Origin of the sequence: Mesorhizobium sp. BH1-1-5 (assembly GCF_020165615.1) — a bacterium.
GTDB lineage: Bacteria > Pseudomonadota > Alphaproteobacteria > Rhizobiales > Rhizobiaceae > Mesorhizobium.
Genome location: NZ_JAIUIM010000008.1, coordinates 149,999 through 163,361 on the forward strand (window position 1 = coordinate 149,999; position 13,363 = coordinate 163,361).

At 64.3% G+C, this 13,363-nt stretch carries 12 protein-coding genes; all 12 read right to left on the reverse strand.

Annotated features, from left to right (window positions below):
* Positions 1-28: 28 nt before the first annotated feature.
* Complete coding sequence (locus LB572_RS13235) at positions 29-1,279, reverse strand: flagellar hook protein FlgE (protein WP_224668014.1); 1,251 nt, start codon at positions 1,277-1,279, stop codon at positions 29-31.
* Between the two features lie 91 nt (positions 1,280-1,370).
* The gene (locus LB572_RS13240; RefSeq protein ID WP_140803131.1) at positions 1,371-2,039 is read right to left on the reverse strand and encodes a response regulator transcription factor; all 669 of its coding nucleotides are present in this window, start codon (positions 2,037-2,039) and stop codon (positions 1,371-1,373) included.
* A gap of 221 nt (positions 2,040-2,260) precedes the next feature.
* A complete protein-coding gene (locus LB572_RS13245; RefSeq protein WP_224668015.1) occupies positions 2,261-2,851 on the reverse strand; it encodes a transglycosylase SLT domain-containing protein in 591 nt (196 codons plus the stop codon).
* Entirely contained in the window at positions 2,781-4,151 is a 1,371-nt protein-coding gene (locus LB572_RS13250; protein WP_224668016.1) for a flagellar hook-length control protein FliK, read from the reverse strand. The genes LB572_RS13245 and LB572_RS13250 overlap by 71 nt, the downstream gene beginning before the upstream one ends.
* On the reverse strand, positions 4,148-5,611 hold the full coding sequence (locus LB572_RS13255) for a chemotaxis protein MotC (RefSeq protein ID WP_224668017.1): 1,464 nt from the start codon (positions 5,609-5,611) through the stop codon (positions 4,148-4,150). Before LB572_RS13255 ends, LB572_RS13250 begins: the two co-directional genes overlap by 4 nt.
* Complete coding sequence (locus tag LB572_RS13260; RefSeq protein WP_224668018.1) at positions 5,608-7,026, reverse strand: MotB family protein; 1,419 nt, start codon at positions 7,024-7,026, stop codon at positions 5,608-5,610. The genes LB572_RS13255 and LB572_RS13260 overlap by 4 nt, the downstream gene beginning before the upstream one ends.
* On the reverse strand, positions 7,023-7,646 hold the full coding sequence (locus LB572_RS13265; protein ID WP_224668019.1) for a hypothetical protein: 624 nt from the start codon (positions 7,644-7,646) through the stop codon (positions 7,023-7,025). Before LB572_RS13265 ends, LB572_RS13260 begins: the two co-directional genes overlap by 4 nt.
* A gap of 3 nt (positions 7,647-7,649) precedes the next feature.
* The gene (gene fliF / locus LB572_RS13270) at positions 7,650-9,296 is read right to left on the reverse strand and encodes a flagellar basal-body MS-ring/collar protein FliF (RefSeq protein WP_224668020.1); all 1,647 of its coding nucleotides are present in this window, start codon (positions 9,294-9,296) and stop codon (positions 7,650-7,652) included.
* 180 nt (positions 9,297-9,476) lie between these two features.
* Positions 9,477-10,547, reverse strand: coding sequence for a flagellin (locus LB572_RS13275; protein WP_224668021.1), 1,071 nt, complete (start codon positions 10,545-10,547; stop codon positions 9,477-9,479).
* A gap of 358 nt (positions 10,548-10,905) precedes the next feature.
* On the reverse strand, positions 10,906-11,901 hold the full coding sequence (locus tag LB572_RS13280) for a flagellin (protein WP_140803124.1): 996 nt from the start codon (positions 11,899-11,901) through the stop codon (positions 10,906-10,908).
* Between the two features lie 224 nt (positions 11,902-12,125).
* Entirely contained in the window at positions 12,126-12,857 is a 732-nt protein-coding gene (gene fliP / locus LB572_RS13285; protein WP_095766375.1) for a flagellar type III secretion system pore protein FliP, read from the reverse strand.
* Complete coding sequence (gene fliL, locus LB572_RS13290; protein WP_224668022.1) at positions 12,854-13,348, reverse strand: flagellar basal body-associated protein FliL; 495 nt, start codon at positions 13,346-13,348, stop codon at positions 12,854-12,856. The genes fliP and fliL overlap by 4 nt, the downstream gene beginning before the upstream one ends.
* Positions 13,349-13,363: the final 15 nt, after the last annotated feature.

Consider the following 13,363-nt stretch of genomic DNA (forward strand, 5'->3'; position numbering starts at 1 on the left):
CTGATCTTTCACGGGCGGCGCCCGTCGTTTATCTCTTCAGGTTGACGAGGACGTCCATCAGGTCCGAACCGGTCTGGAAGACCTTGGAATTGGCGGTGTAGCTGCGCTGCGCCGCGATCATGTTGGTCAGCTCCTCGGCGATATCGACGTTGGAGTTTTCAAGCGCCCCGGAGACGATGGAGCCGAGCTTGCCCTCATTGGCAAAGCCGATGTGGACGGCGCCGGAGTCGGTGCTCTGCACATAGACGTTGCCGGGCATGGCGGTGAGGTTGTCGGGGCTCTGAACATCGGCCAGCGGGATCTTGTACAGCGCCTTGGTCGAGCCGTCCTCGAACTGCGCGTAGATGACGCCATCCTGGCCGATCTGCACCTTCTGGATGGAGCTCGGCGCGTTGCCGTTGACCTTGGCGTCGGCGACGGTGAAGCCGGTGCCGAGCTGGGTGACCTTGGAGAGATCGAGGTTCAGCGTCGAGCCGCCCGGCACGGTGAAGGATATATTGTCGGTGCCGGTGATCTTGCCCGTGGTGGTGTCGAAGGTAAGGTTCTGCGATGCCAATGCGCCGCCGGTGTAGGGGAAGGAGGTGCCGGGCGTCGCCTTCGACTGATCGAAGACCGAGACCTGCCAGGTGCCGGCGCCGGTGTTGGTGAAATAGACGTCGAGCAGCTTCCTGTTGCCGAGATTATCATAGGCAACCAGCGAGGTCTTCGATGTGTATTCGGCGGTCGCGCCGTTGGTGGACGGCAGCGGGCCGGAGGGTGGCGTCGCGCCCGCCGGCAGGTTGCCGGAGAAGAGACCCTCGGTGCTCGGCGTCGCCGTCATCTCCTGGTCGGAGATCTGCACCGGCACGAGGCCTTCGAAGCCGTTGGCCGTCGCGGCCGGTTCGCCATTGGCGTAGCTGTAGGCCATGAGCTGGTAACCCGCGGCATTGACCAATCGGCCTTGCGCATCCGGAACGAAGGAACCGGCGCGGGTCATATAGGGCGTGCCGCTGGCATCCTGGACGACGAAGAAGCCATCGCCGTTGACGGCAAGGTCGGACACCGAGGTGGTGTAGGTCATGACGCCTTGCGTGCTGACGGCCGAGCGGATCGTGGTGGTCACCCCGCCCGAATTATAGGCGCCCCCGGTGCCGGGCATGATCAGTGTCGAGAACTCGGCCGAAGAGCGCTTGTAGCCGGTGGTGTCCGAGTTGGCGATGTTGTCGGCCACCGCGGAAAGGCGGTTGGCCTGCGCGTTCATACCGGAAACGCCGGTCCGCATCATTCCGTAGAGGCTCATCGATGGATCTCCGCAGTGCCTGGGTAGGAGGCCATGAAACTATGCCTCGTGTCTTGCGCGAGGCTGGCGCGGGATGTGCCTTGGGCGGCCATCAAAATATCAGCCGGTAGCCGAGAAACCTCTTGGAATCGATTGGGTCGCGGCCGAGCTTCTCGCGCAGCTTCTTACGCAGCTTCGAGATGTGGCTCTCCACCACGTTCTCCTCGACCTCCTCGTCGAAGATGCCGTAGATGGCGTTGAAGACCTGCGTCTTGGTCACGCGCCGGCCGCGGTTGCTGGCCAGGTATTCCAGGATGCGCCGCTCGCGCCGCGGCAGCGGCAGCGGCTCGCCGTCGATCTCCGGGTCGCGGCCATCCATGAAGATGCGCATCGACCCGACTTCGGTATAGGCGGCTTCTTCGGAACCGCGACGGCGGATGGCGGTGATACGAGCGAGGATCTCGCGGATATGGACAGGCTTGCGGACGACGTCGTCGACGCCGCTTTCGAACAGTCGCAACGTATGTTCGAGCGAGTGGTGTTCGCTGAGCGCGATCACCGGTGCGCCGGTGCGGTCGCGGATCTGGCGCGGCGATATCGCGCCATCGCGGCAGTCGCCGATGAGAAATGCCCGGACGCATCTGAGATCGGTGTCGGCGGCGGAACTCACCCACTCGCCGAATTCGCCCGGCGCGAAGCCGGCCGTGGCCACTCCCTCGCGATCGAAAAGTGAAGAGTAGCCCGCTGTTACGAGCTCTCGCTCATCAACGATCACGATCATCGACCCGCCCCCGAATCAGTTCATCTGCCCCGTGCGGAAAGGGGTAGCCGGCGCGGTGAATCCTGAAAAACCATCATTTCTTGTAACTATTTTCTTGGGAGTTTTTTTGAGAGCCGTAATAAAAGCGGTCGCGCAGGTGTATTTGCCCCCACTTTTGGCCGATGAATATTGGTGCCGGCCGATAGGCTGGCGAAGGCTGATCGGGGTTAAAGAACAAGCAACTATTGGTTGCAGAAAGCGCTGGCATTCGGCGTCCATTTGCCGAAGCCGGTGGCGACCATGTTGGCGATGACGCGGCAGACATAGACCTTCTGCGCGGGATCGTTGTCGGGGCCGGCATGATAGCGGGCGACGGCCATCGACCAGGTCATGTGCCTGGCATGCAGGCTCGCCAGGAAGCGCGCCGCGTAGTCGACATTCTGATGCGGATCGAGCATGTCGTCGACGCTGCGGAAGTGATCGCCGTGATAGTGTTGGTTGATCTGCATGCAGCCGAGATCGATCAATGTCTTGCCCTCGCGGCGGGCATTCTCGAATGTCGCGAGCGCTTCGCCGCGGCTGCGCGGAAAGACAGCTTTTCCCTCTATATTCAAGGCATTAGGCTGAAGGCTGCCTTTCTTTCCGGTCTCGGTCAGGCCGACGGCGTAGAGGATGCCGGCCGGCACGCCGTAGCGATCGGCGGCGCGCAGGATCTCCGGCTCGCAGGGATTGGCGGCGGCGCTGGCTGTGCCGGCGGCGAAACTAGATATACATATCGTCGCCAGCACCCTCGCGATGAGGCGGAGCGGCACGACCGAATTCCTGTGCGCCATTGCCATCGTTCCTTCCCGGTTGCCGGTCGCCGCCCGAGCCGTTGCCGCCCGAGTTCCCGGGCTGGAACGAAGGCTGGTCGCGGCCTGTCGACATCGGCATGGCGCTGGTTGCGTCGCTGCGGCTGGCCGCATGCACTGCTATCGAAGGTTGCAGGATCGTAACCTTGTCGACGTCGAAGCCGAGACTGCGCATGGACTTGACGATGGCGTCGCTGTCGGCAGTGAGACGGCGGTATGCCTCGTGTGTCGCGGGCTTCATCTCAATCGAAAGTTGCTCCCCCGAGAGCCGTAGGCTGGCGGTAACCGATCCGAGCTCCGAAGGGTGGAGCTCGATCTTCAGCACATGTGTCGGAACGGCAACAGAATTGGTCGTCTGCGAGCCTGACGAGGCGCTTGCGAAGGCCTGCTGGGCGCCCTTGTCGGAGGCAAGCGCTTCAACCAGTGCCGACGCGGTCTGGCCGATCGGGTTTTGTGCCGGCGCCGGGAAGCTCTGCTGGCTGACGACGTCCATCCGTGCGGCTGAAGAAGACGGCTTGGCCGGTGTCTGCTGCGTGGTCGACTGCGATTGTTGCGAGGTCTTGGAGGCGGAAGCCGGCCGCCAGCCTTGCGGAGGCGCCAGGCTGTCGGCCTGCGGCTCATTCCCTTGCGTCGGCAAGATCTTGATATCGCTGCGGCCCGGCATGTCGAGAGCTGCGTCCGCCTTTACCGGCTTCTGCCCGAAGTCGGGCCCGTGATCTTCAGCCGCCGTCGAACGGGCGGATCGCGATCGCGGCTCGACGGAACTGTCGACCGCCGTGCGCTTGCCCGCGCGCAGCGGCAATTCCAGTGATCCGTGCTCGCCGGCGCCATCTTCGCCTTCGGCGGAACCTGTGCCGCTCGCGCCCGACGACTGCGCGAAATGCTTCATGTCGCTCAGCGCCATCAGCAACGGCAGGCGATCCTGCAGCGGTGCGGAATCGTCGGCTTGCGCGGTGGAATCCTTGTCCGCCTTCGGCTTCGCCTGATCGGTCTGGGCGCTGGTCTTGGCGGACTTTCCCGTCGCTGCTTTCTGCGTGCCGGTTTTCCCCTGCGAATCCTGGTCCGGCTCCCGGTTGCCGTTGTTGACCGGCGAGCGCCTTGCAGAATGCGCGTTCGGCACTACCGGTCCGGTCGCGTGCTTGTCCTGCGGCCGTTCGGGCTTCTCGGACCCATGCACCATTTCGCCGAAATTCTGATCTCCATCCTTGCTGCCGGCGGCATGTTGCCGGGGCTGGGATTGGGACGAAGCTAAGCCCGGCAGGGTCTGGCTGACGCTGGTCATTTCGGGGCTGCTCCGAGGAGTTGGTCGATCTGGTCGAGCTGACGCCGCGTGCTGGTCACCGCCGCGTCGATCGGGTCTTGCGTATTCGAGGCGGCCGGCGCGGATGCCTGCACCACCGGCGCGGCGTCAGTCGGCGCCGGAGCGGCCGCCGGCGTTTCAGCCGATGTCTGCGCCGGCTGTGGAGCAGGGGGCGGCGAAACCGCGGTCGGCGCGTCCTTCGCCGGATCGCTCGCGGCGACCGCCGGATCGCTTGTCGCGACCGCTGGATCGCGTGCCGCAACCGTCGGCTGGTCGGGCATTGCTCCTTCCACCGGAGGCAGGTCCGCATTGGCCGGATCGGCCGAGGCCTCGGCCACGGATTTCGCCTCGTCATCTTTTGCGACGGTTGTCGGTGCAGCGTCGGCTTTGGCGGCCGCTTTCACCGGCGCCACCACCTCGCCGGCGACAGCCCGCGCAGCGTCAAGCAGTTCACGGTCGCTTCGCGAAAGCTTGCCGCGATCAATCTTGCCGAGCTTGGCGCGCACCTCGTCGACACTGGCCGATGTCATGGTGGAAAGGCTCGAATACAGCTGGGTGCGCGGGTCGTCCTGGTTGCCGTTGCCGTTGCGGCCGAGCTCCGCCTTGGCCGAGGCGAAAGCCGAGAGCTCGGTCATGCCGTCGATCGCGGCATGGCGCGCGATGCGCAGGTAGATCACTTTCTCGCGCTCGGGATCCATTATCGAGGTGATGTCGGCGATCTTGTCCTGGCTGATCGCCATGTGCAGCGTGATGACGCCGGAAACGAAGGCATCGGCGAACTGGCTCGCGTAGGGCGAATAGAGGTAGGACGCGACATATTGGGTCGAAGCCAGCGCGAAACGGGCGGCGTCGCCCTGCGCGGCCGCGATGCCCACGGAGCGGCGAAGCGCAGCCTCCTCGACCAGCGTGCCGGGGCTGAGCAGGCGCGCCTCGTCGAGCAGCGTGAGCGCTGCCGCCGGGTCATCGGTCGCGAGCAGCGAGCCCTTGACCAACGCCAGGAAGGCGCCGAGGTCGGCGGGCACGCTCATCGGATCGATCGGCTTCAGCATGTCGATCGCCTCGGCCGGCCGCCCGCTCAGATAGGCGACGACGCCTTTGGCGATGGCCAGGCTTTGCGGGTCGGTTATCGCGCGCGAGGCCGCCGCCGCGACCGTCACCGGATTGCCGCCGCTCATGCCATAGACGAGCAGAGCGCGGAAGTTCTTCGGTTCCTTGAAATCCTCGGCATTCGCGTCGCGCATCCGGGCGTCGATCATTTCGAGCAGCTTTGCCTGCATCGGCAGCGCGGCATGATCGCCGCCGGCAATGCGATCCTGGATCAGCTGCAGCGAACGCACCAGCTGATAGGGCTGCAGGGCGTCTTGTGCGAAGGCCGACGATGTCGGCGCCGCGGCAAGCAATAGCAGCGCTATCGCGCCGCCGATGACGGTTCTGCCCTTCATCCGCCAGCAGCCATCAGGATTTCGATGCGCCGGTTCGCGGCAGCCATCGGATCGGCGGCGATCTTGGGCTGCCGGTCGGCGAAGCCCGCGACCTCGGTGATGCGGCTTTCGTCGACGCCGCCGCGCACCAGCATGTAGTAGGCCGAATGGGCGCGCGCGGTGGACAGCCGCCAGTTGTCGTAAGTGTCGCTTCGGAACGGCCGCGCATCGGTGTGGCCGCTGATGGTGATGGTGCCCTTCTTCTCGTTGATGATGTGGCCGATCTTTTCCATCGCCAGCACAAGCTCGCGGCGCGGCATGGCCGAGCCGATCTCGAACATGCCGAAATCGAGCTGGTCGGTGATCGAAATCACGACACCCTTGTCGGTGGCCTCGACCGAGACGCCGTCGGCGAGCTTCTCGCCCGGAAGGAATGCCTTGGCGAGTTCCTTCTTGATGTCCGCCGCTTCCTGAAGAGCGGCTTTGCTCGGCGCCTTGTCAGCCTTGTCTGCGGCTTGCTCTTGTTCGGTCTTTTCCGCCTTCGCCGCCTCAGCTTTAGCGTCGCCGGCTGCGGCCTCGCGCTTGTCGGTTTCGGCTTTCCCGCCCTGTGCCTTCTCGGTCTTGCTGGCTTCACTCGATGGCTTCTCGGACTCGCCCTGCGCGGCTTTTTGGCCGTTCTTGGCGTCGGTCTTTTCCTGAGTTGCCAGCGGCTCGAGCGGCGCGGCCGTGAGCGGAGGTGCAGCCGGAACGGCCTTCACCTTCGGCACGGCCACCGTGGCGACCTTGTCGCCGGGCTTGACCGGATCGCCGTCGATTTTGGCGCGCTCGGCGGTTGCCTCGGCATCGGGCGCCGCCACCTGCTGCGACCAGAAATCCGGCGCGAACGGATCGCGGTAGGATTCGCCGCCGGAGGCGCCTGTCGCAGGACCGGACGTCTGGGCGCCACCTTCGCCCTTGGCGCTGACGTTCTGCATCACTCCCGTATCGGCGGCGATCTCCGCCAGCACGGCATAAGGATCGGCAAACAGCTTTTCGTCGGAGAGCTGGGCATCCTGCGCCCCATCCTTGGTCTGCCGGCGTTCGGAGGAACCGGCGCCGCCCTTGCCGTTATCGCCGGCCTTGGTCGCGCCCTGCTGCGGGTTGTCCGCGGTCAGCCCGACCTTGCTCGGGCCGTCACCAAGGTCTTCCAGACCCTTGCGGCTGGAGTTGCGGTCGATCAGCTCGACCGGATTGAAATAGCTGGCGACGGCTGCCTTGGTCTGCTCGTTGGCGGCGTTGATCAGCCACATGACGAGGAAGAAGCACATCATCGCCGTCATGAAGTCGGCGAAGGCGATCTTCCACACACCACCATGGTGACCGTCGTCGTGACCGTCGTGATTGCGCTTGACGATGATGATCTCGTGCCGGGGGTCGGCATGGTCGACGGCGCTCATGACAAGACCTCCGACAAGGACGCCGACCACTCGGCGATACGCGTTTCGAACACCGTTTCGTCAATGGTGACGGTCAGGTCGAAGCCCGGCGCCTCGGTGAAGTCGAGATTGGCGACGCGGGATCCGAGTGCCGCCTGCAGCGGCTCGAACAGCGAGAGCGGCCCCCGGACACCGATACGCACGGCCTCGCTGTCGGCGACCGCGGCGCCGATGGTGCGCGAAAGGGCCTGCAGCGAACGTTGCTGCAGGTCGTCGCTGAGAAGGCCGCCGACGATGCGGGCGACGGTCGCGCCGGCAAGCGCGGCAACGCGCTGCTCCATGGCCTCGATCCGCGTGGCGACAGCAGCGCCGAGATCGCCGCCGAAGCTTTCAAGGAAAGCTTTCGCCGCATCGTCATTGGCCTGGCGCTCGGCGTCGAGCGCCGCCTGATGGGAAAGCGCAAGGCGCGCCTCGAGCGCGGCTTCCGCGTCGGCCACCGCCTCGGCGATCAGCGCGCCGATATCGGCCTGCGGCGCTGGCGCCACAGGTATATGCTCGGCGGCGCGTGCGGACGGCGGCTGGCTGGCACGCGGGGTTCGCGAACCGAAATCGGGCAGGAGATCGAAGAGCGCCGAGGCCATGGCCTAACCCACGGCTTCCGGGGCGGCCGCCCATTTGCGCAGGATCTGCGCGGTGCGCTCCTCGTTGAGGTCGACCATGCGGGCCAGCCGCTCCTGCGGCGCCGGCCGGATTTTCTGGCGCAGGTCGTCGAGCGGGGTTGCGCCGGCGCGCGCGCCGGGCAGGGTGTCGGCGGTGATCGCGGCGACGGGCGCATCGGGCGTCGGCAAGGAGCGCTGGACGTCGTCGAAGCTCGGGCCGGCAATGGCCGCGGGCTTCGCCGACGCCGTCAGCGCGGCGGCCATCGGCTTCAAGCCGAAGAAGGCAACCAGGAAGACGACGACGATGAAGGCGCCGGCATTGATCAGCGTGCCGGTATAGGTGCCGATCGATGCGAGGATGCCAGGCTGGTCGATCGGCTCGCCGTCGAGGCCGTTGATGAACTCGACGGCCGACACGTCGATGATATCGCCGCGCTTGTCGTCGAAGCCGGTCGCCGAGGCCACCATCTTCTGGATATCGGCGACGCGCTTGGCGATCTGCTCGGGCGTGGCGTCCTTGCCGAGGATGGTCTTCAGCCGATCCTGGTTGACGACGACCGCGATCGACATCTTGTTGACCGTGTAGCCGTTGGAGACGGTGGCGATCTTCTTGGAGTTGATCTCGTAGTTGGTGATCTCTTCCTTGCGGTCGTTCTGCGAGGTGGATTGCGGCCCCTCGGTGCTGGTGGTCTGCGTCTCGGGCAGGTTCTGCTCGACGCTTGTCGGGGTCGAGGCCTGCTTCTGGTTGCTGGCCTCGTTGGTCTTCACCGACTGCACCGAACGCTCGACGCGCGAGTTCGGATCGAAGATCGTCTCCTCGGTCTGGCGGGTGTCGGTGTTGACGTCGGCCTTGACGCTGGCGCGGAAATTGTCGGGACCGAGATAGGGCGTGAGGGCGCGGCGGATGTTGTCGCCGATCTGCGCCTCGACCGTCTGCTCGACGCCGAGCGTGCGAGCCGCACTCGTGTTGGACGGGTCGTCGCCGGCGGCCAAAAGGTTGCCGTTTGAGTCGAGCACGGTGACCTTGTCCGCCGAGAGGCCTGGAACGGCCGCGGCGACGAGGTGGCGGATCGACATGGCGCTCTTCTCCGCATCGTTGCCGGCATAGCGGATGACCACCGATGCGGAAGGCTGCTGCTCGTCGCGGCGGAAATTGGCGCGCTCGGACATGACGATGTGGACGCGCGCCGCCTTGACGCCGGAAATCGACTGGATGGTGCGCGCGATCTCGCCTTCCAGCGCGCGCACGCGCGTGATCTGCTGCATGAAGGAGGTGAGGCCGAGCGAGCCGACATTGTCGAACAGCTCGTAGCCGGCATTGGCGCTGGTCGGCAGGCCTTTCTCGGCAAGCAGCATGCGCGCCTGCGCGGTGGTGCCGGCCGGCACCAGCACGGAGGTTCCGTCGGAGCCGACATCGAAGCCGATGCCGGCATCGGCCAGCACCAGGCCGATCTGATTGACGTCGGAACGCTCGAGGCCGACATAGAGCGTCTCGTAAGCTGGACGGTTGAGATAGACGGAAGCGATGCCGATGACGGCCATGACCAGGGCCGCGATACCGCCCATCAGCGCCAGACGTCGCACGCCGAAGCTCTTCAAATTCGCGATGATGCTCTGGATCTGTTCAGGCACGATTCAACCGCTCCCAGCATGACTGTCCGCCGGAAGACTAGACTGCGAAGCTTGTGCGAGGATGATAGGGCGTGCCGCCGAAGGTCCGGCAAAGCGCCGGACAGGCGGCCGCCATCCGAGTAACGAAAAAGGCCGCGCCTCAGGCGCGGCCTTTTTCGTTCGTCGAGGCGATCGGGCGGCTTAGCCGTTCTTGAACAGCTGCAGGATCGACTGCGAGGAGCTGTTGGCGATCGACAGGGACTGGATGCCGAGCTGCTGCTGGACCTGGAGCGCCTGCAGGCGGGTCGATTCCTTGTTCATGTCGGCATCGACGAGCTGGCCGACGCCGCGGTCGATGGAGTCCATCAGGCTCTGCGTGAAGGTCTTCTGCAGGTCGATCGAGCTCTTGGCAGCGCCAAGCACGGTGGCGGAGTCCGTCAGCTGGCTCATGACGTTGTCGATCTTGGTGACCATCTGCGTGATGATGTCGTCGGTCACGCCCGGCGCCGTGATATCGAGGTTGAAGGCGGAGACGTTGTCGATCTTGACGGGCGTGCCCGTCACAGCGGCCTGGCCATCGGCGTTGGCGGCGATGTCGGTTTTGCCGATGGCGATCGAGGCGGCGTAGGCGGCATCATATGCCGACTGGTCGGCGGCGGTGGAATAGATCGAAGTCTTCCGATCGAGGATGCCCTGGTTCTTGACGGCGGTGGAGAGGCCGGAATCGAACAGCTTGGTGCTTTCGACATCGACGTCGATCGTTCCGAGCGAGATGGCACCTGAGGAAGAGCGGTTGAACGAGGCGACGATCTTGGCGTCGGACTGGACGCCGTCATTGGGATTGGTGACCTGCTTGGAGATCACCGAAAGAAAATTCGAGCCGGAGAAGGTGGCGGCATCGGCGAAGGACTTCATCTGCGCCTGCAGCGTGGTGATTTCCGTCTGCGTTTTCGCCTTGCTGGCATCCGTCTGGCCAACCATCGAAAGCAGCTTGGTCTTGAGCTGGCCGACGGTGGTCAGCACATTGTTTATGCCGGTGTAGGCAGTGTCGACCTTCGAGGCGCCAAGGCCGAGCGCGTCCTGCACCGTCGACAGGGCCGAATTGTCGGAGCGCATGGTGGTGGCGATCGACCAGTATGCTGCGTTGTCGGCGGCCTCGGAGACCCGGTAGCCGGTCGAGATCCGGGCCTGCGTCTGCTCGAGCGATTTGTTGGTGGCGTTGAGGCTTTGAAGTGCAGTCAACGCCGCAGCGTTCGTCATGATGCTCGCCAAGAAACTCGCTCCTTCTCAAAGCCGGCATGCCACACAGGCCAGGATCGGCCTGCCCATCGGTTGCGATCGTGCCGGTCGGGCCGATTCGACAACCTAAGTCATTGGTTAACCATACCTAGCTCGATATGGTTAATGGCCTGTTAAAAGTAGGCTTTCGAGAGGTTAAGGAACGAGGGTTGCGCGAGCCTTAAGCAAGAGCAATTCCAAGAAAAGTTTGAAAACGATTTTCGATGTGGAGTTCGCTTCAAAGCAAAGAGATGGGCCGTCCCCGCTTGCGTGAAAGAGGGAACTGTTCAACGCAAATCGGGGCGCGCTTTTGGCGCGCCCCGATTGTCTGATGTAGCTGTTTTTAGAGCGATCAGCCGCGGAAGAGCGACAGGATCGACTGCGACGAGCCGTTGGCGATCGACAGCGCCTGGACGCCGAGCTGCTGCTGAACCTGCAGCGCCTGGAGGCGGGTCGATTCCTTGTTCATGTCGGCATCGACGAGCTGGCCGACGCCGCGATCGATGGAGTCCATCAGGCTCGAGGTGAAGGTCTTCTGCAGGTCGATCGAGCTCTTGGCGGCGCCGAGCTTGGTCGCGGCGTTCGTCATGGACTTGAGCGCGGCATCGACGACGTTCATCATCGCCTGGATCTGAGTGTCGCTGGCGGCGGTGGTGCCAGAGAAGATCTTCAGGCTGGCGACCGAATAGGTGTCGGTGGCCGCCGCAGCGTTACCCAGGGTCGGGTTCGAGGCGGCCGCCGCGACGCTGCCGTCGGTGCCGAGGCGGTCGGCGTCGAGGATGCCCTTCGACACGCCCGTGGCCGTGCCGGCTTCGTAGAGCTTGATGCTTTCGACGTTGACGTCGATCGTCGAGATCGAAACCGCGCCGGTGGCGCTGCGGTTGAAGGCCGAAACGATCTTGACGTCGGCTGCGGTCGTGGCGGTGGTGCCGCTGTTGACCGAGAGCATGTTAGTGCCGGAGAAGGTGGCGCCGTCGGCGTAGGCCTTCAACTGCTTCTGAAGAGCGGCGATTTCGACCTGGGTCTTTTCCTTCGAAGCATCGGTCTGGCCGTAGGAAGCGGTCAGCTTCTGCTGGATCTGGTTGATGGTCGTGATCGCGCTGTCCATGCCGGTGTAGGCGGTGTCGACCTTCGAGGCGCCGAGGCCGAGAGCGTCCGAAACGGTGGACATAGCCTGGTTGTCGGAGCGCATCGTGGTGGCGATCGACCAGTAAGCGGCGTTGTCCGAAGCCTGGGAAACGCGATAACCCGTCGAGATGCGGGCCTGGGTGGTGTCGAGGTTCTTCTGGGTGGCGTTCAAGCTCTGCAGAGCGGTCAACGCCGAGGCGTTGGTCATGATACTGGCCATGGTACTCGTACCCTATTTTTACACGGATTTTTTTGACATACCGGCATGTCCGGTATGACGGTGCGGCATCATGCCAATGACCGCTCAGCTGGGTCACCCGCCATCTGCGAGCGACTATGGCGGGAAGTCCCTACCAAAGACCTAAATCGGACGGTTAATCGAAAATATATTGCGTAAAATTCGAATGGAACGGGAGTGCGTTTCCAGCACTCGCCCCGGCGTCGTCAGGTGAAGGACCGCACCAGGCTGCCGACCAAAAGGTTCCAGCCGTCGATCAGCACGAAGAACAGGATCTTGAACGGCAGCGACACCACCGTCGGCGGCAGCATCATCATGCCCATGGCCATGGTGACGGTGGCGACGATGAGGTCGATGACCAGGAAGGGCAGGACGATGAGGAAGCCGATCTCGAAGCCGCGCCGGATCTCGGAGATCATGAAGGCCGGCACCAGGATGCGCAGGTCGACGGTCTCGCGCGAAACGGTCTGGCCGCGTTCGCGGGCGAGGTCGGCGAAGAGGTCGAAATCCTTGTCGCGCACATTGTGCAGCATGAAGTCGCGGAACGGGCCGGAGATCTTCTCGAACGCCTCGCCCTGGGTAATCTGGTTGTCCATCAGCGGCTTCACGCCGGTGTTCCAGGCCTGGTCGAAGGTCGGCGCCATGACATAGAAGGTCATGAACAGCGACAGCGAGATCAGGATCAGGTTGGCCGGTGTCGATTGCAGGCCGATGCCGGCACGCAGGATCGAGAAGGCGATGACGAAGCGAGTGAAGCTCGTCACCATGATCAAAAGGCCGGGCGCCACCGAAAGCACTGTAAGCAGGCCGAACATCTGGATCAGATAGCCGACCGTCGTGCCGTCGGCCTTACCGATGCCGCCAAGATCGAGCTGCTGGGCCGCGGCGACGGAAGTGGTGACGACGATGAGCGCCGTGGCTATGAGGAACTTTCTCATTCGAGCAGCATCGTCCTGACGAGAACCTGTTTGGCGTGACCGCCGCTGCGCAGCGCCGCGCGCTCTTCGAGATCGGCCTTGAGATGCTGGTAGCCGCTGGCGCCTTCGATCTGGTGCAGCTTGAGCGTGCGCACGAAGGCGAGCAGATCCTGGTGGACCTGCTCGGTCATTTCCGCCGGCTGCGGGGCGTCATAGAGCAGCGACGCCTCCAGCCGGATCCAGACGTCCGACGGCGAGGCGAGATTGGTGGTGATCGGCGCCAGCTGAACCAGCGTCGGCCCGGCTGTCGCCTTGCCGCCTTCGGCGGGTTTTTCCGCTGTGCCGGCGTTTTCCGGCGCCGCGGGAACCGGCTTCGGCGTTTCGCCTTGCTTGAGATAGCCGCCGGAAAACCAGCCCATGCCGATAGCCGCGCCCGTCATCGCCAGCAGCATGGCGAGCTGGATCACCAGGGAAGGTCCCTTCTTGGGCTGGACCTGTTCGACATTCGCCACGGCAGCCGCTCCCAG